Consider the following 24161-nt stretch of genomic DNA (forward strand, 5'->3'; position numbering starts at 1 on the left):
GCGCGCCGATTCGGACAAAAGACGACACGTCCTCACGTATCGTCCTGGGAGCATGAGGCAGCTTCTCGGGTCGCAGCGCAGAGAGCTTCTGGTCAAGTGGATCGAGCGCACAGGCTCGGTGTCCGCCCTCGAGGCAGCGACTGCCCTGGGGGCGAGCGTCCGGACGATTCAGCGGGACATTGAGGAACTGTCCACGCAAGGACGGCTCACCCGCGTTCATGGCGGCGCGGTCGGGGCTGGACGGCGTACGGCACCTGCCTCGGCGCAGCTGCGGCTGGGCATTCTGGTCCCGACCCGGGGTTACTGCTTCGATGCCGTTCTCGCGGGCGCGGAGCAGGCAGCGGCGGCCAGTGGCTGCACCTTGGTCGAAGCCGACTACGACTACACAGACGATCTCGCGGCCGCGCGCTACGCGCGGATCACCAGCCTGGAGCTCGACGGGCTACTCGTCACTCCGCACCTGCCGGCAGCCACCTGGGGTCAGCTGTGCCGCACCGACGTACCGGTTGTGCTGATCGAACGGCCCTGGGAGCTCACGTGGGTTCGCGACCTCGACCCGGCGACGTCCGTTGCCGCCGCCCGATCCCCCGTGGACCACGTGTTCACCGACCATGAGGCCGGATCCGTACTGGGCCTCGACCACCTCGCTGCCCTCGGACACCGGACGATCCACTGCCTCATCCGCGATACCCCGACCGCTCCTGCGTTGCTTCGGACAGCATCGGCGTACGGCGCCACGATCGCACCGGCACGCGACGTGACGCTCGGGATCACGCGCCTCCGACGATCCGCCGACCAGAGAAGTGTGCTGACGAGCGCGCTCGAACAGATCTTCCGCGATCAGGAGCCGACCGCGCTGTTCGTACACACCGACGAGGACGCGGTCGCCGCCCGGGAGTTCCTGCAGGACCGCGGCCTCGAGGTCCCCGGTGACGTGTCGATCCTGTCGTACGACGACGGGCTCCCCAGCAACCCCGCCGGCGGTCTGAGTGCCATCGCGCCGGACCGAGTCGCGCTGGGCAAACGCGCCGTCGAGATGATCATCGACCGCCTCTGCAGCCGAGGGCACCACACCCACGACGTCCACCCACCCACCAAACTCGCCATCGTCCCCCGCCTCCACCAGAGATCAACTACCGGAATGCAGATCTAAGGGACGCCCAGCAGGCGTAGGCCGGCTGCGGTGCCGGCGGCTGCTACGACTACCAGCACGAATGGCGCCTTGCGCCACGCGAGGACACCGCCGACCAGGACACCGGCTGGGCGGGCGATGCCTGCCGGGCCGTGGCCGTCGGTCAGCGCGGACGTGGCGACCAGCGCGGTCAGTAGAACGATCGCGGCCGCGGCGAGCAGCTGCTGCGCGCGCTCCGGCACCTCGAACCGGCTCCGCAACGCCGGCCCCGCGAACCGCATCGAAAAGGTGCCCACAGCAAGCACCCCGATCGCGACCAGCAGCAGTGGAGTGTCATTCATTGCGGGCATCCTCCAGCGCGGGCTTCCCGGCGCGATAGAACAGCAGGCCGGCCAGTGCGATCAGTACCGGCAGACCAGCCGGCAGGAACGGCGTTGCGATCAAGGCGATCACGACACCCACGAGCGCCGCCGTACGCGTCGATCGGTCGCGCAGAGCGGGCAGGACCAGCGCCAACAGCACCGCGGGGAACGCCGCATCGAGCCCGAAGACGTCGGTGTCGGTGATCACCGAGCCGGCCAGACCACCGATCACGACCCCGATGTTCCAGCAGACGAAGATGCCGATCCCGCCGGCCCAGTACGCCGCCCGCCGCTGCTCCGGCTCGTCCTGCCCCATCGCGAACGCGACGTTCTCGTCGGTCATCAGGTGACTGCCCGGCCAGCGCCGCCAGCCGGTGCCGATCACATCGCTGACCGCCAGCCCGAACGCGATGTGCCGGGTGTTCACCAGCAGCCCCGCGACCATCGCCGCGATCGGACTCCCGCCGGCCGCGACGATCCCGACGAACAGGAACTGCGACGCACCGGCGAAGACCACGATCGACAACACGATCGGCACCCACAACGGCAGCCCGCCGCCGACGCTGATCGCGCCGTACGACAGCCCGACGACGCCGTCGGCCAGGCAGACCAGGCCGATGTCGCGGGCGAGTCGCCGATCGAGTGTTCGCCATATCGAACGCATGGGCATTATGATGAACAGATCGTCCCTCGTTCGTCAAGCCGAACAACTAGACCGATGGAGCGAACAGCGATGGAAAACAGGGCCCCCCTCGACGTGATCGCGACCTCCCTGCGCCGGCACCGGGCCCGCGCCGGACTGTCCTTGACCGAGGTCGCGAAACGCGCCGGCGTCGCGAAGTCCACGCTGTCCCAACTCGAGTCCGGCACCGGCAACCCGAGCGTTGAAACCCTGTGGGCACTGGCCGTTGCCCTCGACACCCCGTTCGCGGCGCTGCTCGACCCGCCGCGCCCGAAGGTTCAGGTCATCCGCGCCGGTGAGGGCCCGGCGATCTACTCCGACCAGGCCGACTACAGCGCCACACTGGTCGCCTCCAGCCCGCCGAACGCGCGCCGCGACATCTATCGCATCGTCGTCGCCCCCGGCCCCGGCCGGAAGTCCGAGCCGCACATGCCCGGCGTCGTCGAACACGTCATCCTCGGCTCCGGCCGCGCACTCGTGGGCCCCACCGACGAGCCGATCGAGCTGCTGCCGGGCGACTACGTGGCCTACCCCGGCGACCTCCCGCACCTCTTCCAGGCCCTCGAAGAAGGCACAACAGCCACGCTCATTTCCGAGCATGTGTAACGTTAACCGCTCACCTCTGGACATCTACGCGCAGCTCTGCGCATCATCATCGAGAGAGCTCTCTAGCTGAAGTCCGCCCCACTTCGCTTGGAGGTAGCACCCCCGATGAGACTCAAGTCCTTACTGCTCTGCGCTCTTCTCGGCCTCGCCGCGGCCCTCGTCCCCGGCAGCGCGTCGGCGGTCGGCGTCACACCCGGCACCTACGTCAACTACACGTTCGACACCGCGTCGCTCACCCAGGCCGAGTTCAAGATGACGATCAACGCCTCCCCCGGCCGCGCGAACGTCTACTGGGCCAACCAGTTCGGCTTCACCGGCGGCGACGTCGGCGGGTACACCGGCATGCAGACGCACCGCGACGGCGGCGGCATGTTCCTGTACTCCCTCTGGAACTCGACCGCCTGGAAAGCCGGAGATGCAGGCACCTACTGCATCCAGTTCCAGGAGGACGGCACCGGCGGCAGTTGCCGCCTCGACCAAGCGCCGACCGCCGGCCACACCTACGCGTTCGCCGTCGCGAGCGAGGGCAGCGGCTGGTACGGCGTGACGGTCCGCGACCTCACCGCCGGTACGTCGTTCAAACTCGGCAGCCTGCAAACCGGCTCCGGGAACACGATCAGTACGTCGGGAATGGTCAGCTGGACCGAGTACTTCGACTGGAACAACGACAAGGCCACCTGCGACGACGAGCCGTACTCGAAGCTGACGATGAGCGCACCGACCAGCGGCAGCCTCACCGCGCACTTCACCGGCACGTCGGAGAGCAGCGGCTGCGCCGCGGACAGCCAGGTCACGCTGAGCGGATCGACCGCCGTCCAGGAGAACGGCATCGGCAACTCGGACTCAGGCGACATCCGCGGCAGCGGCGGCTGCCTGGACGTCTCCGGCTCGGACGGTACGACGATCCTGCTGTACACCTGCACCGGCGGCAACAACCAGAACTGGGTGCACGCGGAGAACTCCACGTTCCACGCCCTGTTCAGCTGCCTCGACGCGAGCGCAACCCAAGCCGGCACCGTGGTCCTCTACAGCTGCCACGGCGGCACGAACCAGCAGTGGACGCTGCCCGGCGACGGCACGATCCGGACCGGCGGCCGCTGCCTCACCGCACCAGCTGCCCTGGGCAACGCCGTGACTGTTGCCACCTGCAACAACTCGGCGGCGCAGCGCTGGACGGTCTGAGAACAGCACGACGCCCGGGACCGCCCATGGTCCCGGGCGTCGTTGCGAACACTCAGACCTTGCGGCCGACCGCGCCGACGATGCACTCCTCGACCTGGTTCAGCGGCTTGAGCCGCGGACCGTCCGGCCACCAGTCGTCGCAGAGCACCAGGCCCGGGGCGACCAGCTCCTGGTCCGGGAAGAACTCCATCAGCTCCTTCCGGGTGCGGAACCTACCGCTGCCCATCGGGCTGTGGATGAACTTCTCCTCCATCTTCCGGGCGACCTCGGAGTGTTCCGGAGTCTCCGGGTTGAAGAAGTGCGAAACCACCGTGTACGACCCGGGCACCACCGCGTCGACGTACTTCTGCATGATCTGCGCACCTTCGGTGCCGATGTAGTGGTGCAGCGTGCCGTTCTGGACCACGGCGATCGGCTCGTTGAAGTCGAGGAACTCGCGCACCTCGGGCTTGCTCAGCACCTCGTCCGGGTCGAAGATGTCGGCGCTGACGAACAGCGTGTTCTCGTTCTCCTCGAGCAGCGCGCGGCCGTGCGCGAGCACTACCGGGTCGTTGTCGATGTAGAGCACCTTGGCCTCGGGCTGGATCCGCTGCACGACCTGGTGGGTGTTCTCGGCGGTCGGCAGACCGGACCCGCAGTCGAGGTACTGCGTGATACCCGCCTGGCCGGCCAGGAAGCGGCAGGCGCGGATCAGGAAGTTCCGGTTCGACCAGGCCAGGTCCTGGGCCTGCGGCGCGGCGGCCTGGACCCCGCGCAGTACCTCGCGGTCGACCTCGAAGTTGTCCTTGCCGCCCAAGAAGGCGTCGTACACCCGGGCGATACTGGCCCGAGAGGTGTCCACGCCGACCGGGATCGAACTGGGTGCCTTGGTGGCGTCGACCATCAGTGAACCTCGCAGAGAGTGATCGGGAAGTCTGTTCGACCGACTCTACCGAGAGTACGGCGCGCTGAACACACCGTGTCGGCGCGGGCGGGTAGACATACTCACTCCCAGTTATGAAATGATCAGCTGCTGCACCCGAACCACTGCTGCTGGGAGGCCAGAGGTGACCGAGCCGGGGGCGTACGGCGGCCCGACCGCTCTGCGCATCATGCTCGGTGTGCACCTGCGCCGGCTACGCGAGGCCGCCAAGGTCAGCCGCACCGACGCGGGCTGGGCGATCCGCGGCTCGGAATCCAAGATCAGCCGCCTGGAGCTCGGCCGGGTCGGGTTCAAGGTCCGCGACGTCGACGACCTGCTGACGCTCTACAAGCTCGACGACGAAGAGGAACGCGACCGGCTGCTCACCTTGGCCCGCGATGCGAACAACCCGGGCTGGTGGCAACGGTACGACGACCTGACGCCGCAGTGGTTCCACTCCTACCTCGGTCTGGAGATGGCGGCCGATCTGATTCGTACGTTCGAGCTGCAGTTCGTGCCGGGTCTGCTGCAGACACCGGACTACGCGCGCGCCGTCGTACAACTCGGCCGGCAGGACCAACCGCTGTCGAAGGCCGAGCAGGATCGCCTTGTTTCGTTGCGAATGAGCCGCCAGGAAGTGTTGACGCGGCAACGACCCGCGCGGCTGTGGGCACTGATCGACGAGGCGGTACTGCGACGTCCGATCGGCAGCCGCGCCATTCTCAAGGCCCAGCTGGAGTTCCTCATCGAAGCGGCGCGCCGGCACAACGTGACGCTGCAGATCATCCCGTTCGACAAGGGCGGATACTCGGCGACCGGCGGTGCGTTCACGCTGCTCCGGTTCAACGACGCCGACCTTCCCGACATCGTCTACATCGAGCATCTGACCAGCGCCGTCTACCTCGACAAGCGCGAGGAACTGGACACGTACGTCGTCACCATGGACGCCGTGTCGATCACCGCGGCCCAGCCCCGCGAGACCGAATCCATCCTCCGCAAGGCGATCGCGGACCTCGACGGCTAGGACGGTTGCGCCCGGCGGGCCTCCACGGCTAGCGCGGTTGCGCGCCCGGTCCCGGGCGGAAGGCAACTTCGCGAGGGTCCGGTTCGTGGCCGCCCTCGCACTGCATGACGACCGTGACGCGCTCGCCGCAATCGCCGCGGTGGCGCGGCTCGATCGGCGGGCCGGAGTCGAGCGGCAGGTACTGGTCGGCCCACTGGATCATTGCCACCAGCACCGGGTAGAGGTCGATCCCCGCCTGGGTCAGCCGGTACTCCGAGCGTTCGCGCTGACCGGGCAGGCGATACGGGTGGCGGCGGATCAGGCCGCGCTCGATCAGGGCGGCGAGCCGCTCGGTGAGGACCTGACGCGGGACGCCGGCCCGGGCCCGGATGTCCTCGAACCGGCGGACGCCGACGAAGACCTCGCGCAGGACGTGAAAAGTCCACTTGTCGCCGAGGATGTCCATCGTCCGGGAGATCGTGCAGTTCTCCGTGGACCAGTTCATCGCCTCCGGCACCTGTTCGCTCACTGCCGTACTCATGAGTTCATGATAAGTCCGCTTGACAGACTCAGCCAAGTAGAGCGAGGCTGAATCCGTGAACCAGACTCAGACGAGACCGCCACTCGTCCGCCGCGCCGGCGAACCCGACGCGGACGAGCTGGCGCGAATGCTGTCCGGGCTGACGGACCTCAGCCGCTACTTCCGGTTCCAGACCGCGATCGGTACGCCGCCACGCCAAGCGTTGCTGCTGCGGATGCTGTGCCCGACCGGCACGGCCTTCGTCGCAACCCGCGACGAGACGATCGTCGGCCACGCGATGTGGGCCTGGGCCCCCGGCGAGTCGACCGCCGAACTAGCGGCCGTGATCGCCGAGGACGACCAGCGCCACGGGCTCGGGGTCCGCATGCTGTCCATCGCCGCCGCAGACGCGATCGCGGCCGGCGCGACGCACTTCCTGTTCGTCGTCAGCGCCGCCAACGAACGCTCAATCCGAATGGTCCGCCGCCGCTGGCCAGACGCAACGGTAGAACGCGACGGCGCCCTCCTGACCTTCGTAGCCCCAGCCCGCCTACCGAACCACCCGAAAGAACGCCCGGCGGTCGTCGACGAGCAGATCGGGTGCGACGAAGCGTCCGCCCCGCATGAACGCCGACCGATCGACAACGCGGTGCCAGCCATCTAGCCGGCACCTCAGATCCTCGCAGCCGGTTCACGGGACCGCAGACACGCCTGTAGTTGCTGGAGACAGGAAATAGCCTGTCTCCGGTCTCCGTTTCCTGTCGCTAGCCCCACCAGCGCGCCCGCTGGTCTAGCGGACCAGGCGGAAGAACGTGCGGATGTCGTTGACGAGGAGGTCGGGGGCCTCGAGGGCGGCGAAGTGGCCGCCTCGGGGGAACTCTGACCAGTGGATGATGTGGTGCCGGCGTTCAAGGACGCGGCGGATCGCTGGGTCGGTCGGGAAGACCGCGATGCCCGTCGGCACGCCCGGCTTCATGTCGTCGGCGGTTTGTCGGTTCTCGTAGTACAGGTTGGCGGAAGTTGCGCTGGTGTTGGTGAACCAGTAGATCGAGACGTCCGTCAGCAGGTGATCGAGGTCGACGGCGTCCTCGGGTAGTTCGCGTTCCGGGTCGGTCCACTCCCAGAACTTCTCCAGGATCCACGCCAACTGCCCGACCGGCGAGTCGCTCAGCGCGAACGAGACCGTCTGCGGCCGAGTCCCTTGCAACTCGGCGTACCCGGTGCCGACCGCACGCAACCGCTCGGCCCCAGCGAGCCGCTCACGCTCGACGTCGTTCAACCGCTCGCGATCTCCCGGTTCGAGCGCCGGATACGCCAGTCCGCCATTGATGTGTACGCCGACCACGTGCGCCGGATCCACCTGTCCCAGCAGGGGCGAGACGACCGATCCCGTGTCGCCGCCTTGCGCCCCGTACCGCTCGTACCCCAGGCGACGCATCAGCTCCGCCCACGCGCGGGCGATCCGCCCGTGATCCCAGCCGGACGTCAACGGCACCGAGAACCCGTGCCCCGGCACGGACGGCGCGACGACGTGGAACGCGTCGCGCGGATCCCCGCCGTACGCCGCCGGATCGGTCAACGGCCCGAGCACCTCGAGGAACTCGGCCACGGACCCCGGCCACCCGTGCGTCAGCACCAACGGCAACGCACCCGGCTCCGGCGACCGCACGTGCAGGAAGTGGATCGTCTGCCCGTCGATCTCGGTCGTGTACTGCGGATACTCGTTGAGCCGCGCCTCCCAGGCCCGCCAGTCGTACGCCGCCCACCGCTCGACGACCCGCCGCAGATAACCGACCGGCACCCCCCGCTCCCACCCGTCCCCAGGTAGTTGCCGAGGCCAACGAACCCGCTCCAGCCGACCCCTCAGTTCCGCGAGCTCCGCATCCGGCACCGCGATCCGGAACTCAGAGATCATGCGCCCGCTCGTGCAGCGGCTCGTACAGCCCGACCTCGCCCCCACCCGGCAACCGGAACGCCGTCAGCACACCCCATTGCTGCCGCTCGACCGGCCGCACGAACTCGACGCCGAGCGCCGACAGGTCTGCCATCGTCTGCTCGAGGTTGTCGCACATCAACAGCATCTCGTGCGACCCGGTCTCCGCCGGATGCAACGCGACTTCGGCCGGCGGCAGCTTGAAGATCAGCCACCCGTGCCCCGCGTCCACGGACGGGTACTCCAGCACGTCCCGGAAGAAGGCTCGGTCCGCGTCGGCGTCGGTGCTGTAGATGATCACATGCGCTCCGTTGATCATCTTGAGCACTGTAGCCGGGAATACCGACAGTGGCTGGGCAGGTTGCCGAGAAGGTGATCCTCCTGACTGGCGCAACGGGCAACGTCGGCCGCGAACTGGCCGCGCTACTGCCGGAGGCGCGTCCTCTCGACCGCTCCTCCGGTGCCGATCTCGCCCGGCCCGAGACGCTCGATCTGGAGGGCGTCGACTCCGTCTTCCTGGTCTGGCCGTTCCTCACATCCGACGGTGCGAATGCGGTGCTGACCAAGATCGCGCAGCATGCGCGGCGGGTTGTCTATCTGTCGTCCTCGGCAGTCCGGTTCGGGGCTGACACGGATCCGATCACGCGGCTGCATGCCGATCTGGAGAAGGCCGTGCAGGCGTCCGGGCTGGAGTGGACAGTCCTGCGCGCGGACACGTTCGCGTCCAACGCACTCGGTTGGGCGGGGCAGCTCAAGGCCGGCGACGTCGTACGTGGACCGGACAGCGCCGCCACCGCGGTGATCGACCCCGCGGACATCGCCGCGGCCGCTGCCGCCGTACTGCGTGATTCGCAACCCGGCACCACCCACACGCTGACCGGTCCCGACGTACTCAGCCGGGCCGATCAGGTGCGGATCCTCGGCGACGTGCTCGGCCGTGAGTTGACGTTCGACGCGACCCCGTTCGACGACGCGCGATCGCAACTGCTCGCGGACGGTCGCCCGCCGGCGCTCGTCGAGGCGCTCATCGGCAGCGCCCAGAACCGCCCAGTCTCCGACCTCATCACCACGACCGTCCAGGACCTCACCGGCCGGCCCGCACGCAGCTTCCGCGCCTGGGCCGACCGGAATCTCGCAGCCTTCGGCTGATCAGTCCTCGACGACGATCGCGAGGGCCGGGCAGACGGCCGCTGCCTGGTGGACGTCGGCGGCGAGATCCTCCGGTGGGTTGTCGTTGAGAAGGACGACGATGCCGTCCTCGTCACGCTGGTCGAAGACGTCGACGGCCGCGGTGACGCACTGCCCCGACGCGACGCACTTGTCCTGGTCGATGATGATCTTCATAGTGGCTCCTCTGATTACCAGGTGACGGGCAGCGAGTGGACGCCGTACACGGATCCGTCGTGCTTGAACGGGATCTCGTCCAGCTCGGCCGCCCGGCGCAGGGTCGGAATGCGGCGGTAGAGGGTGCTGTAGACGACCTGCAGCTCCATCCGCGCCAGTGGTTGCCCCAGGCACTGATGTACGCCGAAGCCGAACGCCACGTGGTGCCGGGCGTCGCGGTGCAGGTCGAGCGTGTCCGGGTCCGGGAACGCCGACGGGTCCCGATTGCCGATGTCGTTCGGGAAGATCAGGCCCTCGCCGGCCTTGATCACCTGGCCGTCGAGCTCGATGTCCTCGAGCACTGCGCGGCGGCGGCCGTTGTGGGTGATGTTCAGGTACCGCAGCAACTCCTCGACCGCACCCGCGACCACCTTCGGATCATCGGTTTCCTGCAACACGGCCAGCTGCGGCGGGTGCTCCAGCAGCGCAAGGGTGCCGAGGGCAATCATGTTGGCGGTGGTCTCGTGCCCGGCGAGAAGCAGCAGCACGCCCATCCCGGCCGCGTCCTGTCGGGCCAGTTCACCGGCCTTGACCCGCTCGGTCAGCCCGGACAGCAGATCGTCGCCCGGGTTCTCGAGCTTCTCGCCGACCAGGTTGTACAGGTAGGCGCCCAGATTGCCGTGCGCCTGACCGCGCTCCTCGGGCGTCGCGGTGAGACTGATCAACTGCTTGCTGTTCTGCTGGAAGAAGTCGTGGTCCGCGTACGGGACGCCGAGCAGCGTGCAGATCACCAGCGACGGCACCGGCAGCGCGAACGCTTCCATCAGGTCGACCGGCTTCGGTCCGGCCAGCAGGTCGTCGATCAGCCCGTCGACGATCTTCTGCACCGCCGGGCGCATCGCCTCCACCCGCTTGATCATGAAAGGCGCGGTGACCATTCGGCGCAGCCGGGCGTGCTCCGGATCGTCCATCAGGATGAATCCGATCCCGACACCGTCGTCGGACTTCGGCGCCATCGCGGTCTGGCTCGGATACCCGGGAGTGGAGACGTCCGCACTGAGGCGCGGATCGGCGAGCAGCTTGCGCTGATCGGCGTACCGCGTGACCAGCCAGGCGGTCTTGTCGAAGACCTGCACCTTGACCAGGGCCGCCTCGTCCTGCAGCTCGCGCAGCTTCGGCGGTGGATCGAACGGGCAGCCTTCCGCCCGGGTCATCGGATAGACAGGAGTAGTCATACAAGTCCTTCCCCAGAGAGGTCTTACGCGTGCACCAGGTGGTGCCGGTGCAGGCGGGTCTGTTTCGGCATGTTCCAGCCGAGGACGGCGACGACACGGCGGTCCCGGCGGTAGTGGACGACGAACCGGCGTTCGTCGAGGTTGCCTTCAGCAACGGTCACTTCGGCGGCTTCCGACGGCCGGCCGTGGACCTGGATCTTGGTGGCGAACTGGTCGGTCCAGAAGTACGGCACTGGGCGATAGGGCTGTGCGTCGCCGAGGATGTTCGCCGCGACACAGGCCGCCTGCTCGGTGGCGTTGGTCCGATTCTCCAAGCGCAGCAGGGAGTCCTCGTGCTGCCATCGCGCCACGTCACCGGCCGCGTAGATCCCTTCGGCCGCACGGCAGCGGGCATCACACACCACCCCGTTGTCGAGCCGCAGGCCGCTGTCCGCGAGCCAGTCCGTCGCGGGCACGGCGCCGAGCGCCACAACGACGACGTCAGCGGGCAGCACCTCACCGGTCTCCAGCCGTACGCCGGTCACCCGGCCGTCCTCGTCCGTCAGCCCGGTCACCGCCGTACCGAGCTTCAGATGCACCCCCTCGGAGGCGTGCAACTCCTCGAGCAGCCCGGCAACCACCGGACCGAACTGGCTCTGCAACGGCGCCGCCTGCGGCCCGGCCATCGTGACGGACAGGCCCATTTTCCGCGCCGTAGCAGCGATCTCGGCCCCGAGTACGCCGTCACCCACGACGACCACCCGGGATGCCTCCAGCAGGTCCTTCCGCAGCGCGGCGGCATCGTCCAACGTCCGCAGCACATGGACCCCGTCGAGCCCGCCCTGGTCCGGCAGCACCCGGGCTCGCAATCCGGTCGCGATCACCACCGCGTCCGCCTGCAGTTCCCGTCCCGACGCCGTGTGCACGGTACGACGCTCCACGTCGAGGCCGACGGCGGAGTCACCGAGAACGAATTCGGCCTCGAGCGCCGAGAGCATCGTGTCCGGCCGGAGCCTGGTCCGGTCCTCGTCCCAATCCCCGCAGAGGAACTGCTTGGACAGCGGCGGCCGGTCGTACGGCAGATGCCATTCGGCACCGAGAACCGTGATCGGTTCTCGATATCCCTTGCGCCGAAGGGATTCCACCGTCGACAACCCGGCCGCGGACGCACCGACGACCAGCACACTCATGCAGTCACCGGAGCGGTCCACAGACCGACGATGCCGTCGATGAGCCCGTCCGCCATCTCCTGCCAGGTCGCTCGCGCGGTCGGCGTGCCCTCGGCCAGGGCCCGTTCGAACTCGGCGGTCATCTGGATGATCAGATGCCGGGCCATGTCGTTGCGTTCGAGCCTGACCGGCAACGGCAGGTTGGCCAGGCAGACATTGAGGCCTTCCAGGAGCTGCTGCAGTGTCGGTGAGGTGAGCGACTCCTCGATCTGGATCTGCCGCAGTGACGGATCGTTCATCAGCTGGGCGCTGAACCTGGCCAGCCAGCACGGCGTGCCGAGGCTGCCCATGTGGTCGGTGGCGGACCGCACCAGAACGGTCACCCAGTCCCGCACGTCCGGCGTCGGCCCGAGCTCGGCCAGCAGCTCCTTGCGCCGCTCCTCGATCGGCTCGGAGTGCTTGCGCACGATCGCCCGAACCAGATCCGTCTTGGTCCCGAAGTGGTAGCCGACCGCAGTGTTGTTGCCCTGCCCGGCCGCCTCGCTGATCTGCCGGTTCGACACCTCGTGCACACCGCGCTCGGCGAACATCCGCTCCGCCGTGGTCAGGATCAGCTCGCGGGTGGCGTTCACCCGCACCGCTCGCACGTCTTTCGCCATCATCATCACCACTTCACCGGCACTTCCCGGAGCCCACCGACTGCGAGCCCCTCAACCGGACGTAAGTGGATCGCATCGACCGGCGGGATCGGGTAGTCCACGATCTCGTCACTGTCCGTCACTGGAAATCACCTCCGAGTTGATTTCCTCTCCAGCTTGCCCGCTGGACTTGTTTAAGTCAACTGCCTGACTTAACGTATGGTTGCACAAACCAACTATCTAGTTGTCCCGGAGGCTCCCGATGTCCGCTACCCCCACCGACCTGGGCGAGGCGCCACCAGCGCCGGTACGCACCGGTGCCGTCGTCCCGGTGCTCGCCTCGGCCGGTATCACGGTCGCGCTGATGCAGACCCTGGTGATCCCCCTGGTCCCTGAGCTGCCGCGCCTGCTGAACGCCTCGGCCGCCGGCACCGCCTGGGCGATCACCGCAACGCTGCTCGCAGCCGCGGTCGCGACCCCGATCATGGGCCGCCTCGGCGACATGTACGGCAAGCGCCGGATGCTGCTGATCAGCGTCGGCATGCTGATCGCGGGCTCGGTCGTCGCCGCACTCAGCAGCTCGCTGGTGCCGATGATCGCGGGCCGCGCCCTGCAGGGCCTGGCCGCGGGTGTGATCCCGCTCGGCATCAGCATCATGCGCGACGAACTGCCGTCCGAGAAGCTCGGTACGGCGACCGCGCAGATGAGCGCCTCACTCGGCGTCGGCGGTGCGCTGGGCCTGCCCGCGGCCGCGTTGCTCGCGGAGAACTTCAACTGGCACACGCTGTTCTGGCTGTCGGCCGCCCTCGGCGCGATCGTGTTCGTGCTGGTAGTGCGGTTCGTCCCGGAGTCGGCGGTACGCTCCGGCGGCCGGTTCGACGTACCCGGCGGGCTGGGGCTTTCGATCGGCCTGATTTCGTTGCTGCTGGCAATCTCTCAGGGAGCCGACTGGGGCTGGACCGACGGGCGGACGCTCGGCCTGTTCGCGCTCGCGGTGGTCGCGTTGCTCACCTGGGGCTGGTGGGAGCGTCGTACCAGCGAGCCGCTCGTCGACCTGCGCACGACCGCTCGTCCGCAGGTGCTGCTGACCAACCTGGCGTCGATGGTGTTCGGGTTCGCGATGTTCGCGATGTCACTGGTGCTGCCGCAGCTGCTACAGATGCCCAAGGCAACTGGTTTCGGGCTCGGCCAGTCGATGCTGGCATCCGGCCTGGTGATGGGCCCGTCGGGTCTGATCATGCTGGTCGCCGCACCCTTCTCGGCGAAGATCTCCAAGACCCGCGGGCCGAAGGTCACGCTGATGCTCGGCGCACTCGTGGTCGCGGCCGGGTACGGCGTGGGCAGCGTGCTGATGAGCTCGGTCTGGCAACTCGTGCTGGTGTCGCTGCTGATCGGCGCGGGCATCGGCCTGGCGTACGGCGCGATGCCCGCGCTGATCATGAGCGCGGTACCGGTCTCGGAGACCGCGGCCGCGAACAGCTTCAACACCTTGATGCGGTCGATCGGCACCTCGGTGTCCAGCGCGGTCGCCGGCGTGATCCTCGCGAACCTCACGATCAGCCTCGGCGGCTACACCCTGCCCTCGCAGAGTGGCTTCCGGGTCGTCCTGCTGATCGGCGCCGGCGCGGCGTTGACTGCACTGGCCATCGCCTCGTTCATCCCGACCCGCCGGGCCGAGGCCCCGGTCGCGATGGAGGCCGAGGTCGCGGCCCGGGCCTAGGCGAGGAAGGCGAGGGTGCGCTCGAGCACGAGCTTCGCCGCAGCCTCGTCGTAACCGGGGAGGGATGAGTCGGCGAACAGGTGCTCTTTGCCTGGGTACAGGAACAGTTCAGCTTTGTCGGTGGTGGCGACCAGGGCCTTGGCAGCGTCCAGGTCGCCGCCTTCCTCGGTGAAGAAGGGGTCCTCGTCCATGCCGTGAACCTGCACCGGTACGCCGTCCGGCCAGGAACCGAACTCCTCGACAGGCAGACACGAGTAGTAGAAGAGCGCGCCGACGGCCCCGGCGCGAGTCTGCGCCAACTGCTGGGCAGGCACGACACCGAGCGAGAACCCGGCGTACACGACGTTCGACGGCAGGCTCTGCGCCGCCTGGACTCCGCGCTCCGCGATCACACCGAAGCCGGTGGCCCGCGCGTAGTCCATCCCCTCATCAAGCGTCGCGTAGGTGTTGCCCTCGTACAGGTCCGGCGTGTGCACGGTGTGGCCCGCCTGCCGGAGCTCGTCGGCGAACGCCTTCACCCCTTCGGTCAGCCCCTGCGAGTGGTGGTACAGCACGACCTCGGCCATCATCAGCTCCAATGATCCAAATATCCCGAACAATCCGCGATGCTAGTCTATTCGAACCATGTCGATCAACAGACCGGTACCGGATTACGAGCTCGCGGACACCGTCAAGCTGACCACCGCGGAGCAGGTGCGGGCGATCAGTGATCCGCTCCGGACGACGATTCTCGGGCTGCTGCACGAGCGGGCCGCGACCGTGACGGAGCTGGCCACGGCGGTCGGGCGGCCGAAGAGCACGGTCGCGCACCACGTGAAGGTGCTCGCCGACGCGGGCATCCTGCAGGTGGTCCGGACCCGGCGGGTGCGGGCGATCGAAGAGCGGTTCTACGGGCGTGCCGCGCGGATGTTCTTCGTCGGACTCGGCCGGCAGGGCAGCGACGGGCAGCTGCCGCACGACTTCAACGACTTCGAGGTCGCGGCCGAGGAGTCCAAACCCGCGTACGACGCGGGTGAGATGCGCTCTTTCATCCGGCACGCCCGCATTCCCGAGGAGCGTGCCGCGGAGTTCTGGCAGCAGGTGGACGCGCTGATCCACACCTTCGACCAGCTCCCCCGCGCCGGCGATACGACGTACGGCTTCACCGTCGGTCTCTACCCGATCGGCGACTACCCGACGCTGCCGCCGGCCGAAGACGAGGCCTGATCCTCCCCTGAACCCTCTTCCGTCGCGAATCGGTCGAGTACGCCGATCAACCGGTCGAGGACGTCACGAGCGACGGCGTACTCGTCCTCGCCGAACTCGTCGGCGAAGCGGCGCTCCAGCTCGCCCAGGTACCCGAATCCGTCGCCGGCCACGTCCAGTCCGTGCTCGGAGTACGTCACCACCTTCGCCCGGCCGTCGTTCGGGTCGGAGCGCATCTCCAGCAGGTCGAGCGCGACCATGTCGCGGATCACCTCACCCATCGACTGCCTGGTGATCCCGGCCCGGGCTGCCATGTCGGCGGCTCGGGCGCCGTCGGAGTGCAGAAAGCCGAAGACCGAGTTGTGGGCCATCTTCACCTCGGTGTGCCCGTCGGCGTGGGCGCGCCGGACCATGTCGGACTGCAGCGCGCGGTTGGCTCGCTCGACCAGCGCGATCAGCGGCTTCCGATCGAGTCGCGGGACCTGAGGCCTTGACATGTCGTAAGGATACCTTCCAATATTTTGACAGGAAGCCTTACGGTATCAGGGAGGGTCCGATGGAGGCCAGGGAACTGCACCCGGTGGTGGCCGGTCTGTTCGCGCGGGGGCGGCGGCGGACGGTCCGGGTCGCGATCGAGCAGGAGTACGTCGTCGCCGCGGCCGACGGCGGCGTGGTGCCGATCGAGGAGGTGCGGCGGGCGGCGGAGGGATCGCTCGCGGCGCCGTACGTCAGCTTCGAACCCGGCGGCCAACTCGAACTGAGCCTGCCGCCGTCGCTCGATCCGATCGGCGACCTGCGTTCGCTGACTGCCGACCTCCGGCGTCGGCTCGCCGGGATCACACTGCGGGCGATCCCGGTCGACCCGCGGCAGGACGTGCCGTTGCAGTTGACCTCGGCGCGGTATGTCGCGATGCAGCGGCACTTCGACCGCATCGGGCCGGCCGGTCGGCGGATGATGCGCCGTACCGCGTCCACCCAGATCTGTCTGGACTGGTGGCCGGGACAGACCGGGATCGAACAGTGGCGGGTACTCAACCTGGCCGGGCCGTTCCTCGCAGCCCGTTTCAACCGCAGCGACCGGCTGGCGACCTGGCTGGAGGTCGACCCGGCGCGTACCGCGTTCGACGACAGCCTGCTGCGCGACGAGGACCCGGTCACGTCGTACGCCGCCTTCGCCGCGGCCGCCACGGTCTTCGTCGACGGGCCGGTCGGGCACGTGAGCACCCTGTTCCCACCTGTCCGCCCGCGCGGGACGTACCTCGAGGTGCGCTTCCTCGACGCCGACGAACCGGACGTGGTCGAGCGAGCGGTCGGCGTACTCAAGCAGCTCATGTACGACGACGTACGTCGGCGCGACGTGCTGCGGGCGCTCGAAGGGTCTTCTTCCGCAGAGCTGTGGCGCGCGGCGGCTGCCGGCGTACTGGATCAGGAGGTGGCGGCAGCGTGAGCGAGCGAAGCGAGTTCACTTACAAGCACAGCGGGTCTCGCCGCGCAGCGGCGCCCGGAGCGAAGCGAGGACGTCGATGAGCGGGGTGCTGTTCGTGACCGACCCGTTGGCCGGTCTGCAGGGCGATATCGACGCCAGCGTCGGTTTGATGGATGCGACGCAGGACCTGGGATTCGACATCTGGTGCTGCGGTCCGGAAGAACTCGCGGTCGTCGACGGCCGGGTGTGCGCGCGGGCTCGCCGGATCCGGCTGCGGCCTCGAGTCGCCGGTGGTGACCATCGGTGGATCGTGGACTCGACGTGGTGGGACGAGCTCGGCACCGCGGTCGTCGATGTCGCGTCGTTCGAGGTGGTTCACCTGCGGATCGATCCGCCCGTCGACACGCGATACCTGCACACGACGTACCTGCTCGACCTCATCGAACAGGCGGGCACGCGGGTGATCAATCGGCCGGAGGGGATCCGGGCGATGCACGAGAAGCTCGTCGCGCTGCAGTTCCCCGAGTTGTGCCCGCCGACATACGTCGGGGCCGATCCGCAGGCGCTGCGGTCGTTCGTGCGCAGCGTCGGCACGGCCGTCGTGAAGCCGGTCGACGGGTTCGCGGGGATCGGTGTCTGGCTCGTGCGCGACGACCGGAGCGCGATCGCGTTGCTGGAGTCGGCCACGCACGGCGGGCGACAGCACGTGATCGCCCAGCAGTTCCTGCCGACAGTTGCACAGGGCAACAAGCGGTTGTTCCTGCTGGACGGCGAGATCGTCGGGGCGGTCCTTCGGCGGCCGGCCGTCGACGACTTCCGGATCGGGCCGCCGGTCGCACCGGCCGAGATCGACGACCACGACCGCGCGATCGTCGCCGTACTCGGACCAGTACTGCGCAGGCACGGCCTGGTCATCGCCGGCCTCGACGTGATCGACGGCCGGCTGATCGAGGTCAACGTCACCTGTCCCGGCGGCATGCACAAAACCGACGCCCTGCTCGGGACCCACCTCAACCACACCATCGTCAGCAGTCTGTTCAGAGGAGCACTGGTATGAGCACCGTCACCGTTGTCTGTATTGCCCTGCTGGGCATCCTGTTGTTCCTGCTCGGTGCCAACGTCACCCGCAACCGCGCCCTCCGCGGCGGCGGCAACCAGCAGCCGACCGATCCGACCGACCGGCTGCTGATCGCGGTCCGCGCGCACGGCAACGCGGCCGAGTACATCCCGACGATGATCGTGCTGCTGCTGGTCTGCTCGACGCTGTCCGACAGCAGGCTGATCGACGTACTCGCCATCGCGGCCGTCGTCGTCCGGTTCACGCACGCACTCGGCATGTTGCGGTCCGCCTCGCTGGCGACACACGGCCCGCTCCGCGATGTCGGTGCCATGGGCACCTATCTCGTCGGGGTCGCGCTCGGCGTCACCGCGATCGTGACGATCTGAAAGCGGTCGGAGTGGAGCCGGTGAGCTGGCGGAACACCCGCGCGAAGTGCTGGCTGGAGCTGAAGCCGAGGCTCAGTGCGAGCGCGGTGATGGTCACGTCGCTAGATTCGAGGAGTTGGCGAGCGCGGTCGATCCGGCGTTCGTTGAGGTAGCGGTGCGGTGGCTGGCCGAGCTCACCGGCGAACAGCTCGGCCAGGTACGCCGGGGCGAGTCCGACGCGATCCGCCAGCTCCTTCAGCGTCCAGTGCTCGTGGAACTCCTGGTCCAGCAGGCGTTTCACCGTCCGTACAGCGGGATGCATCGCGAGCTGCGGTACGGCGGCCGGCGCCAGCGACCGGGAGACCGCGAGCACCAGGTGGTCCACCGCGAGCGCCAGTCCCGTCTCGGCGTACTCGTACCGCGTGGTCAACTCCCGGACCAGCTGCGCGAACGCGTACGCCAGCTCGCCGGCCTCCTGATGTACGACGGTCCGCGGCATCCTGAGTCCCGGGTGACGCCTGCCGACTACCTCCAGGTCGATCGCGGCGAAGTAGAAGTGGTGATTGCCGGACCGGCCCGCAAGGTGATGGGTCATCCCGGGCGGTACGGCGAACAGGTGTCCTGGATGCAGTGCGTAGCTCTCACCGCCGGCGACCCAGTGCGTGGTGCCGTGCTGCTGTAGGTAGATCTCCCACACCGGATGGTCGTGCGGCTCGATCAGGAACTGCTCGGGCACCCACTGCTCGCCTGCGTGCAGCAGGCCGCTGCCCGGCGCAAAGCCGTCGGCGTGGAAGCCGGCGCGAAGCCCACTAGGGCGATGCAGGGACACCTGAAGATTGTGCCCAGTTGCCTGAACATCGGCAACGCCAATGGGGTCGATCAGTTCCTAGGTTGATCGTCATGGACGCTGACGACATTGCCTTCTACCGCGAGCACGGTTACTGGATCTCGCCGCGGATCGTGCCCGACGACGTACTGGATGCGGCCGAGCGCGGGATGCAGCGGTTCTACAAGGACGATCACGATCAGGCGCTGCCCGACGTACCGGCGACTCGTGGCTGGCGGCCGGAGGACGGCGACGTACTGCGGAAGAATGACTACTCGTCGCTTCGAGTGGACGAACTGGCCGCGCTGGTTCGGCACCCGGCGATCGCCGCGACGGCGGCTGCGTTGTCCGGGGCGGCGGGCATCCGACTGTGGCATGACCAACTGCTGTTCAAGCCGCCGGGAGGATCTGCGGGGGTCGGGTGGCACACGGACCGGCAGTACTGGCAGTCGTGTACGTCGGACGAGATGCTGACCGCCTGGGTCGGGTTCCACGACGTCGACGAGGTGAACGGCGCGGTGGCGTTCATGCCCGGCAGTCATCGGTGGTCCGTGACCGGGCTGGACTTCTTCTCGCAGGACGCGGCGGGGCTGGAGGCGTCGATCGTCGCGCAGGGGTTCGACCCGACTCCCGTCGTACCGCGGATGCGGCGTGGGCAGGTCAGCTTCCACCATTGCCGGACCGTGCACGGCAGCTCGGCCAATCTGAGTACGGCGCCGCGCCGTTCGCTCGCGATCCATCTGCAGCCGCTCGACAACCGCTGGCGCCCCGGCGCGAGCCACCCGAACGACACCCTCGTCGGCCACAACCCCGACCCCGACTACACCGATCCGGCGATCCAGCCACAACTCTGGCCAGCCGGCTAAGCCTTGTCCTTGACGAGGTCGCCCTGTTTCATGATCGCCGCGAAGGCGGTCTCCGGGGCGGCCAGCAACTGGATGTCGTCCAGCGGGTTGCCGTTCACGAGGATCAGGTCGGCGAGTGCGCCTTCCTCGACGACTCCGAGAACACCCGGGTACGGATTCCGGGCGGCGGACAGCGACAACAGTTCGGCGTTGGTGACGGTCGCCATCGTCAGCACCTCGGCCGGCGTGAACCAGCGCGTCATCTTGGCGAGCTGCTTGCCCTGCTTGACTGCGAGCGACGGGTCGAACAAGGTGTCGGTCCCCCAGGCCAGCCGGACGTCGTGCTTCTTCGCCAGCTCGTACGCCGTTTCCGTCCCGGTCACCATCTGCTCGAACTTCGACCGGCTCCCCGGCGGGACGGGAGGTGCGTCCTCGTCGTCCAGGAAGGGCTGGAGCGACCACCAGACGTCGTTCTCCGCCATCAGCTCGACGGTCTCGTCGTCGAGCAGCTGACCGTGTTCGATGCACCTGACCCCGGCCCGGATCGCCTGCTGGACCGCGCGCGGCGTGTAGGCATGCACCATCACGTAGGTTCCCCAGTTCTCCGCGGCCTCGACCGCCGCGTGCAACTCGGCCTCGGTGTACTGCGTGACGTCCAGCGGATCGTACGACGACGCGACGCCGCCGCCTGCCATGAGTTTGAGCTGCGAGGCGCCGAGCATGAGCTGCTCACGCGCGGCCTCGAACACCGCGCTGACACCGTCGGCGATGCGGACGGCACCCACCAGCTCGGCATGGCTCAGGTAGCCGGTACGACCCCGTGGGATCTCGTGCCGGGCCCGGAAGTCACCGTGCCCACCGGTCTGCGAGATCATCGCCCCGGAAGGGTAGATCCGCGGCCCCGGCACCAGGCCGTCGTCGATCGCTTGCTTCAGCCCGAGCGACGGGCCGCCGGCGTCCCGGACCGTGGTAAAGCCGCGCAGCAACGTGTCCCGCGCCGCGGCCGCCGCGACGATGTGCAGGAACCCGACATCGCCCGTCAACGCGGTCATCAGCGGCACCGAGGCGAAGATCGCGTGCCAGTGGGCATCGATCAGTCCCGGGATCAGCGTCCGCCCTTCGCCGGGTACGACGCGCGCACCGGCAGGGATCTCGGCCGTCGGCGAGATCTTGTCGATGACTCCGTCGCGGACGACCACCTGCGTCGGATCCCCGACACTGCCGCGACGTACGTCCAGCACTCGCACCTGATCAAACACGGTCGGCTGTCCCTGGTCCGAAGTCACGGCGGCACCTCTCGCGATGGGTTCCCATCTCGAGAGTAGGACCGTCCAGGTCAGGACTGCTCATCCGATCTGGAGGAGGAAGCCGCGACTCCGGACTGTCACCCGACGTCGGTCGGGTCGAACGGTGGGACCTGCAGGACTTCGAGAATGTTGACTCCGAGCATGTCGAGGTGGTTCAGGATGCCGGCCAGCGCTGCCTGGTCGGCGAGGTACCCGTGGAGCACGGTCTGCACCGGCTCCGGATCCACCGCCAGTGCGGGAAACGCTTCGGTCAGCTCCTGCGACAACGTGCCCTGCACCCGGATCACGTAGTGGCCCATGGCAACGCCCCCTTTCCCGGCGCCACCCACTGTTCCGGAGCAGCGGCGGCAAGGCATCACCCTTCCCGGGCGATGGGTGGTCCGGACCACGTCGGCTCCCCCGGATCGTGGGAGGCCGGCGCGCCGATCCGGCGGCAGGGTGGTGGAGTGGCCGACCCCTCACCGCGACCGGAATCGACCCGCAAGGCGACGCGGCGCCGAGTCCCCAAGACGCTGGTACGCGTGGGTCGGCTGCTGCTCGTCGCCGTCGTCGCCTGGCTGTTGCTGCGGCTGCTGCGGGCCATCGACTGGAGCCAGGTCGGCTACGCGATGACTCACCTGAGCCCGTGGCAGGTCATGGTGATCCTCCTCGTCCTGCCGATCCGCCGGTTCGTACTCGCGGCTCCGCTGGCACTGTTCGTGACCGGGCTCGGCATACCGCGTGCCATGGTCAACGACGTCGCGGCCAGCTCGGTAGCGACGATCGCGCCGTCGCCGGGCGATGTCGTCGTACGGCTGGCAATGCTCCGATCGTGGGGCATCGACGCGCAAGCGGCGGCGTCCGGACTGACGCTCAGCACGCTGCTGTTCTACATCGCCCGGCTGGCCGCGCCGGTTCTCGGGTTCGTCATCTTCTGGATCGGCCGGACCTTCTACGCACCGTTCGGTTGGGCAGCACTCGTTTTCGGTACCGGGGCCGCCGCGTTGCTGGCCGGCCTGATCTACGCCGTACGAGCAGAGCGGACTGCCGCGGCGCTCGGACGGACGCTCGGTTCGCTGATCCGAAGAGTGCGGCCGGCCGGCAACGGACCGGACGAGTGGGCCGAGCGACTGGTCGACTTCCAGGCCCAGAGCGCGGGGCTCCTGAAAGCGCAGGGCCCGCTCGCGGTTGTCAGCTTGTGCGGTGTGGTCGTCGTGGAGGCGGGTGTCCTCGTGCTGTGCCTCGGCTTCGTCGGCATCCCGCTGAGCGGCGCCACCGTCCTGCTGCTCGCGTGCACCTTCCTCGTCATCTATCCATTCACCGGCCTGCCGCTGATGGGCGCGGGAGTGCTCGACGCGACCTACACGGCGTTCGTCTCGTCGCACAGTGACCTGGAGGCAACGACACTGGTCGCCGGACTGCTCGTCTGGCGGGTCGCTGTCCAGGTCGTACCGGTCGTGGTGGGCCTGCTGATGCTTGTGCGCTGGCGCCACCTCGATCGCCGGGCGGCGAGCCACCGTACGACGTGAGCGCCCAGATCACCTGGATCGGGTGAGCTGCCGGGCGCGCCGCAGACCTATCGTCGGGACGGGCCAGGAGCGCGTGACGCACGAGACTCCTGAGCGGACCAGAGGAGGTCGAGATGGACCAGGCCGACAACGGACCCCCGGCCGGACCCTCGACGAGCGGGCACCGCTTCCACCCCGCCCAGCTGCTGACGCTCGGTCTCCCGGTCGGCCTGGTGGCCGGCGCGCTCGTGACCGCGGTGATCTTCCTCGCCGTCGATCGCGGCGACAGCGCCGGCGCCTCATCGACCTCCGGCGGCGCAGATCCCGGTACGGCGATGTGCGCTGCGATCCCGGTCGCGGACCAGGTGCTGCCCTCGATCGTCACCATCTCGGCCCGTCGCGGCGCCGCCGCGGGAACCGGGTCCGGACAGCTGATCCGCAGCGGCGGGTACGTCCTGACCAACGACCACGTCATCTCGGTCGCCGCGGGCTCCGGCGGCGCGGTGTCCGTGCGGTACAGCGACGGCCGCACCTCCGACGCGACGATCGTCGGCCGCGATCCGAGTACGGACCTGGCCGTGCTGAAGGCGGCCGACGGCGCCGGCGACTATCCGGTCATCGAGCTCGGATCGTCCGGGTCTCTGCAGGTCGGCCAGCCGGTGATCGCCCTCGGTGCCCCGCTGGGGCTCAGCAGTACCGTCACGTCGGGCATCGTGAGTGCGCTGGACCGCTATGTGCCGGTGCCGGGTGACGCGGTGACCCATCACCTGATCGGTGCCGTCCAGACCGACGCGGCCATCAACCCCGGCAACAGCGGCGGCGCGCTGGTGGACTGCGACGGGCGCCTGGTCGGCGTCAACGCCGCGATCGCCACCGTTCCGGATGCCTCGGGCGCCGGCGGCGGCGGGAGCGTCGGCCTCGGCTTCGCGATCCCGATCGATCTGGCGAACCCGATCGCCGAACAGCTGATCAGCACCGGCAAGCCGGGGCACCCGACGACCGGCCTCCAGGTCCAGGAGATCCCGCCCGCGGTCGCGAAGGCCGCCGGGACACCGACCGGGCTGTTCGTGCTGGGGGTCGACGCCGGTGGCCCCGCGGTGCAGGCGGGCCTGCAGGCCGGCGACATCATCACCAAGGTCGACGGCCAGCCGGCCGTCAGCAGCGAGCAGATCGTGGTGGCGACCTTGACCCGTCAGGCCGGGGACAAGCTCGACCTGACCTATCTGCGATCCGGCAAGCAGACAGACATCACCCTCACGCTGGGCGCACCCTAGC

29 protein-coding genes are annotated in these 24161 nt (G+C 68.5%); 14 read left to right on the forward strand and 15 right to left on the reverse strand.

The window, feature by feature from the left end; genetic code table 11:
• The first annotated feature begins 52 nt into the window (after window positions 1-52).
• Window positions 53-1153, forward strand: a complete 1101-nt coding sequence (locus E0H45_RS31270) for a substrate-binding domain-containing protein (protein ID WP_131344135.1) — start codon at window positions 53-55, stop codon at window positions 1151-1153.
• Here the strand turns inward: E0H45_RS31270 and E0H45_RS31275 are convergent.
• Window positions 1150-1473 carry an AzlD domain-containing protein gene (locus tag E0H45_RS31275; protein ID WP_131344137.1) on the reverse strand — a complete coding sequence of 108 codons (324 nt, stop codon included), beginning with the start codon at window positions 1471-1473 and terminating at the stop codon, window positions 1150-1152. The genes E0H45_RS31270 and E0H45_RS31275 overlap by 4 nt on opposite strands.
• Window positions 1466-2158, reverse strand: coding sequence for an AzlC family ABC transporter permease (locus E0H45_RS31280; RefSeq protein ID WP_131344139.1), 693 nt, complete (start codon window positions 2156-2158; stop codon window positions 1466-1468). Before E0H45_RS31280 ends, E0H45_RS31275 begins: the two co-directional genes overlap by 8 nt.
• A gap of 69 nt (window positions 2159-2227) precedes the next feature.
• Between E0H45_RS31280 and E0H45_RS31285 the strand changes: the two genes are divergently transcribed.
• Together E0H45_RS31285 and E0H45_RS31290 are read left to right on the forward strand one after the other, a co-directional pair.
• A complete protein-coding gene (locus tag E0H45_RS31285) occupies window positions 2228-2782 on the forward strand; it encodes a helix-turn-helix domain-containing protein (protein ID WP_131344141.1) in 555 nt (184 codons plus the stop codon).
• Window positions 2783-2887: 105 nt separating this feature from the next.
• Window positions 2888-3964, forward strand: a complete 1077-nt coding sequence (locus tag E0H45_RS31290) for an RICIN domain-containing protein (protein WP_131344143.1) — start codon at window positions 2888-2890, stop codon at window positions 3962-3964.
• A 52-nt stretch (window positions 3965-4016) separates the two neighbouring features.
• On the opposite strand, the gene E0H45_RS31295 is transcribed toward E0H45_RS31290, so the two are convergent.
• A complete protein-coding gene (locus E0H45_RS31295; protein WP_131344145.1) occupies window positions 4017-4847 on the reverse strand; it encodes an SAM-dependent methyltransferase in 831 nt (276 codons plus the stop codon).
• 163 nt (window positions 4848-5010) lie between these two features.
• Here E0H45_RS31295 and E0H45_RS31300 point away from each other — a divergent pair, with 163 nt between their 5' ends.
• Window positions 5011-5889, forward strand: coding sequence for a helix-turn-helix domain-containing protein (locus tag E0H45_RS31300; RefSeq protein ID WP_238155435.1), 879 nt, complete (start codon window positions 5011-5013; stop codon window positions 5887-5889).
• 28 nt (window positions 5890-5917) lie between these two features.
• Here E0H45_RS31300 and E0H45_RS31305 read toward each other — a convergent pair whose 3' ends face one another.
• Window positions 5918-6409: a winged helix-turn-helix transcriptional regulator gene (locus E0H45_RS31305; protein ID WP_202872622.1), complete on the reverse strand. Its 492-nt coding sequence runs from the start codon at window positions 6407-6409 to the stop codon at window positions 5918-5920.
• A 55-nt stretch (window positions 6410-6464) separates the two neighbouring features.
• Between E0H45_RS31305 and E0H45_RS31310 the strand changes: the two genes are divergently transcribed.
• Window positions 6465-7052, forward strand: a complete 588-nt coding sequence (locus E0H45_RS31310; protein WP_131344147.1) for a GNAT family N-acetyltransferase — start codon at window positions 6465-6467, stop codon at window positions 7050-7052.
• Window positions 7053-7178: 126 nt separating this feature from the next.
• Here E0H45_RS31310 and E0H45_RS31315 read toward each other — a convergent pair whose 3' ends face one another.
• The gene (locus E0H45_RS31315; protein WP_131344149.1) at window positions 7179-8303 is read right to left on the reverse strand and encodes an epoxide hydrolase family protein; all 1125 of its coding nucleotides are present in this window, start codon (window positions 8301-8303) and stop codon (window positions 7179-7181) included.
• Complete coding sequence (locus E0H45_RS31320; protein ID WP_131344151.1) at window positions 8293-8640, reverse strand: VOC family protein; 348 nt, start codon at window positions 8638-8640, stop codon at window positions 8293-8295. Before E0H45_RS31320 ends, E0H45_RS31315 begins: the two co-directional genes overlap by 11 nt.
• A 29-nt stretch (window positions 8641-8669) precedes the next feature.
• On the opposite strand from E0H45_RS31320, the gene E0H45_RS31325 reads away from it, so the two are divergent.
• On the forward strand, window positions 8670-9470 hold the full coding sequence (locus tag E0H45_RS31325) for a Rossmann-fold NAD(P)-binding domain-containing protein (RefSeq protein WP_202872623.1): 801 nt from the start codon (window positions 8670-8672) through the stop codon (window positions 9468-9470).
• Here E0H45_RS31325 and E0H45_RS31330 read toward each other — a convergent pair whose 3' ends face one another.
• From E0H45_RS31330 to E0H45_RS31345, 4 genes are read right to left on the reverse strand one after another with little or no spacing between them, the layout of a single operon-like run.
• A complete protein-coding gene (locus E0H45_RS31330) occupies window positions 9471-9665 on the reverse strand; it encodes a ferredoxin (RefSeq protein WP_131344153.1) in 195 nt (64 codons plus the stop codon).
• A gap of 14 nt (window positions 9666-9679) precedes the next feature.
• Window positions 9680-10879, reverse strand: a complete 1200-nt coding sequence (locus E0H45_RS31335) for a cytochrome P450 (RefSeq protein WP_131344155.1) — start codon at window positions 10877-10879, stop codon at window positions 9680-9682.
• A 23-nt stretch (window positions 10880-10902) separates the two neighbouring features.
• Window positions 10903-12048 carry an NAD(P)/FAD-dependent oxidoreductase gene (locus E0H45_RS31340; RefSeq protein WP_131344157.1) on the reverse strand — a complete coding sequence of 382 codons (1146 nt, stop codon included), beginning with the start codon at window positions 12046-12048 and terminating at the stop codon, window positions 10903-10905.
• On the reverse strand, window positions 12045-12692 hold the full coding sequence (locus tag E0H45_RS31345; protein ID WP_202872624.1) for a TetR/AcrR family transcriptional regulator: 648 nt from the start codon (window positions 12690-12692) through the stop codon (window positions 12045-12047). Before E0H45_RS31345 ends, E0H45_RS31340 begins: the two co-directional genes overlap by 4 nt.
• A gap of 235 nt (window positions 12693-12927) precedes the next feature.
• Between E0H45_RS31345 and E0H45_RS31350 the strand changes: the two genes are divergently transcribed.
• Window positions 12928-14385, forward strand: coding sequence for an MFS transporter (locus E0H45_RS31350; RefSeq protein ID WP_131344159.1), 1458 nt, complete (start codon window positions 12928-12930; stop codon window positions 14383-14385).
• On the opposite strand, the gene E0H45_RS31355 is transcribed toward E0H45_RS31350, so the two are convergent.
• Window positions 14382-14954 (reverse strand): dienelactone hydrolase family protein, encoded by a 573-nt coding sequence (locus tag E0H45_RS31355; RefSeq protein WP_238155541.1) that lies wholly within the window; start codon window positions 14952-14954, stop codon window positions 14382-14384. The two genes, E0H45_RS31350 and E0H45_RS31355, sit on opposite strands and share 4 nt — an antisense overlap.
• A 55-nt stretch (window positions 14955-15009) precedes the next feature.
• Between E0H45_RS31355 and E0H45_RS31360 the strand changes: the two genes are divergently transcribed.
• Window positions 15010-15591, forward strand: coding sequence for an ArsR/SmtB family transcription factor (locus E0H45_RS31360; RefSeq protein ID WP_131344161.1), 582 nt, complete (start codon window positions 15010-15012; stop codon window positions 15589-15591).
• Here the strand turns inward: E0H45_RS31360 and E0H45_RS31365 are convergent.
• Window positions 15555-16067, reverse strand: a complete 513-nt coding sequence (locus tag E0H45_RS31365; protein ID WP_131344163.1) for a MarR family winged helix-turn-helix transcriptional regulator — start codon at window positions 16065-16067, stop codon at window positions 15555-15557. The two genes, E0H45_RS31360 and E0H45_RS31365, sit on opposite strands and share 37 nt — an antisense overlap.
• A gap of 59 nt (window positions 16068-16126) precedes the next feature.
• On the opposite strand from E0H45_RS31365, the gene E0H45_RS31370 reads away from it, so the two are divergent.
• From E0H45_RS31370 to E0H45_RS31380, 3 genes are all read left to right on the forward strand, one after another.
• Window positions 16127-17017 (forward strand): glutamate-cysteine ligase family protein, encoded by an 891-nt coding sequence (locus E0H45_RS31370; protein WP_131344165.1) that lies wholly within the window; start codon window positions 16127-16129, stop codon window positions 17015-17017.
• A 76-nt stretch (window positions 17018-17093) separates the two neighbouring features.
• Window positions 17094-18053 (forward strand): ATP-grasp domain-containing protein, encoded by a 960-nt coding sequence (locus E0H45_RS31375; RefSeq protein ID WP_131344167.1) that lies wholly within the window; start codon window positions 17094-17096, stop codon window positions 18051-18053.
• Complete coding sequence (locus E0H45_RS31380) at window positions 18050-18442, forward strand: MAPEG family protein (RefSeq protein ID WP_131344169.1); 393 nt, start codon at window positions 18050-18052, stop codon at window positions 18440-18442. The genes E0H45_RS31375 and E0H45_RS31380 overlap by 4 nt, the downstream gene beginning before the upstream one ends.
• Here E0H45_RS31380 and E0H45_RS31385 read toward each other — a convergent pair.
• Window positions 18420-19250, reverse strand: a complete 831-nt coding sequence (locus tag E0H45_RS31385) for a helix-turn-helix transcriptional regulator (protein WP_131344171.1) — start codon at window positions 19248-19250, stop codon at window positions 18420-18422. The two genes, E0H45_RS31380 and E0H45_RS31385, sit on opposite strands and share 23 nt — an antisense overlap.
• Before the next feature lie 71 nt (window positions 19251-19321).
• On the opposite strand from E0H45_RS31385, the gene E0H45_RS31390 reads away from it, so the two are divergent.
• The gene (locus E0H45_RS31390; RefSeq protein WP_131344173.1) at window positions 19322-20113 is read left to right on the forward strand and encodes a phytanoyl-CoA dioxygenase family protein; all 792 of its coding nucleotides are present in this window, start codon (window positions 19322-19324) and stop codon (window positions 20111-20113) included.
• Here E0H45_RS31390 and E0H45_RS31395 read toward each other — a convergent pair.
• Both E0H45_RS31395 and E0H45_RS31400 read right to left on the reverse strand, forming a co-directional pair.
• Window positions 20110-21378: a metal-dependent hydrolase family protein gene (locus E0H45_RS31395; protein WP_202872625.1), complete on the reverse strand. Its 1269-nt coding sequence runs from the start codon at window positions 21376-21378 to the stop codon at window positions 20110-20112. The two genes, E0H45_RS31390 and E0H45_RS31395, sit on opposite strands and share 4 nt — an antisense overlap.
• A gap of 98 nt (window positions 21379-21476) precedes the next feature.
• Complete coding sequence (locus E0H45_RS31400) at window positions 21477-21698, reverse strand: hypothetical protein (RefSeq protein ID WP_131344181.1); 222 nt, start codon at window positions 21696-21698, stop codon at window positions 21477-21479.
• Between the two features lie 72 nt (window positions 21699-21770).
• Here E0H45_RS31400 and E0H45_RS31405 point away from each other — a divergent pair, with 72 nt between their 5' ends.
• Window positions 21771-22907, forward strand: a complete 1137-nt coding sequence (locus E0H45_RS31405) for a lysylphosphatidylglycerol synthase domain-containing protein (RefSeq protein WP_131344184.1) — start codon at window positions 21771-21773, stop codon at window positions 22905-22907.
• 113 nt (window positions 22908-23020) lie between these two features.
• On the forward strand, window positions 23021-24160 hold the full coding sequence (locus E0H45_RS31410; RefSeq protein WP_131344186.1) for a S1C family serine protease: 1140 nt from the start codon (window positions 23021-23023) through the stop codon (window positions 24158-24160).
• Window position 24161 lies beyond the last annotated feature (1 nt).

The sequence above is a fragment of the Kribbella soli genome, from assembly GCF_004331345.1.
GTDB classification, from domain to species: Bacteria; Actinomycetota; Actinomycetes; order Propionibacteriales; family Kribbellaceae; genus Kribbella; species Kribbella soli.

What these genes read in the sequence shown, in the direction of transcription:
- E0H45_RS31270 (WP_131344135.1), top strand. Translation starts at nt 53, where the DNA reads ATGAGGCAGCTTCTCGGGTCGCAGCGCAGAGAGCTTCTGGTCAAGTGG.
- E0H45_RS31275 (WP_131344137.1), bottom strand. Translation starts at nt 1,473, where the DNA reads ATGAATGACACTCCACTGCTGCTGGTCGCGATCGGGGTGCTTGCTGTG.
- E0H45_RS31280 (WP_131344139.1), bottom strand. Translation starts at nt 2,158, where the DNA reads ATGCGTTCGATATGGCGAACACTCGATCGGCGACTCGCCCGCGACATC.
- E0H45_RS31285 (WP_131344141.1), top strand. Translation starts at nt 2,228, where the DNA reads ATGGAAAACAGGGCCCCCCTCGACGTGATCGCGACCTCCCTGCGCCGG.
- E0H45_RS31290 (WP_131344143.1), top strand. Translation starts at nt 2,888, where the DNA reads ATGAGACTCAAGTCCTTACTGCTCTGCGCTCTTCTCGGCCTCGCCGCG.
- E0H45_RS31295 (WP_131344145.1), bottom strand. Translation starts at nt 4,847, where the DNA reads ATGGTCGACGCCACCAAGGCACCCAGTTCGATCCCGGTCGGCGTGGAC.
- E0H45_RS31305 (WP_202872622.1), bottom strand. Translation starts at nt 6,409, where the DNA reads ATGAGTACGGCAGTGAGCGAACAGGTGCCGGAGGCGATGAACTGGTCC.
- E0H45_RS31315 (WP_131344149.1), bottom strand. Translation starts at nt 8,303, where the DNA reads ATGATCTCTGAGTTCCGGATCGCGGTGCCGGATGCGGAGCTCGCGGAA.
- E0H45_RS31320 (WP_131344151.1), bottom strand. Translation starts at nt 8,640, where the DNA reads ATGATCAACGGAGCGCATGTGATCATCTACAGCACCGACGCCGACGCG.
- E0H45_RS31330 (WP_131344153.1), bottom strand. Translation starts at nt 9,665, where the DNA reads ATGAAGATCATCATCGACCAGGACAAGTGCGTCGCGTCGGGGCAGTGC.
- E0H45_RS31335 (WP_131344155.1), bottom strand. Translation starts at nt 10,879, where the DNA reads ATGACTACTCCTGTCTATCCGATGACCCGGGCGGAAGGCTGCCCGTTC.
- E0H45_RS31340 (WP_131344157.1), bottom strand. Translation starts at nt 12,048, where the DNA reads ATGAGTGTGCTGGTCGTCGGTGCGTCCGCGGCCGGGTTGTCGACGGTG.
- E0H45_RS31345 (WP_202872624.1), bottom strand. Translation starts at nt 12,692, where the DNA reads ATGATGATGGCGAAAGACGTGCGAGCGGTGCGGGTGAACGCCACCCGC.
- E0H45_RS31350 (WP_131344159.1), top strand. Translation starts at nt 12,928, where the DNA reads ATGTCCGCTACCCCCACCGACCTGGGCGAGGCGCCACCAGCGCCGGTA.
- E0H45_RS31355 (WP_238155541.1), bottom strand. Translation starts at nt 14,954, where the DNA reads ATGATGGCCGAGGTCGTGCTGTACCACCACTCGCAGGGGCTGACCGAA.
- E0H45_RS31360 (WP_131344161.1), top strand. Translation starts at nt 15,010, where the DNA reads ATGTCGATCAACAGACCGGTACCGGATTACGAGCTCGCGGACACCGTC.
- E0H45_RS31365 (WP_131344163.1), bottom strand. Translation starts at nt 16,067, where the DNA reads ATGTCAAGGCCTCAGGTCCCGCGACTCGATCGGAAGCCGCTGATCGCG.
- E0H45_RS31370 (WP_131344165.1), top strand. Translation starts at nt 16,127, where the DNA reads ATGGAGGCCAGGGAACTGCACCCGGTGGTGGCCGGTCTGTTCGCGCGG.
- E0H45_RS31375 (WP_131344167.1), top strand. Translation starts at nt 17,094, where the DNA reads ATGAGCGGGGTGCTGTTCGTGACCGACCCGTTGGCCGGTCTGCAGGGC.
- E0H45_RS31380 (WP_131344169.1), top strand. Translation starts at nt 18,050, where the DNA reads ATGAGCACCGTCACCGTTGTCTGTATTGCCCTGCTGGGCATCCTGTTG.
- E0H45_RS31390 (WP_131344173.1), top strand. Translation starts at nt 19,322, where the DNA reads ATGGACGCTGACGACATTGCCTTCTACCGCGAGCACGGTTACTGGATC.
- E0H45_RS31400 (WP_131344181.1), bottom strand. Translation starts at nt 21,698, where the DNA reads ATGGGCCACTACGTGATCCGGGTGCAGGGCACGTTGTCGCAGGAGCTG.
- E0H45_RS31405 (WP_131344184.1), top strand. Translation starts at nt 21,771, where the DNA reads ATGGGTGGTCCGGACCACGTCGGCTCCCCCGGATCGTGGGAGGCCGGC.
- E0H45_RS31410 (WP_131344186.1), top strand. Translation starts at nt 23,021, where the DNA reads ATGGACCAGGCCGACAACGGACCCCCGGCCGGACCCTCGACGAGCGGG.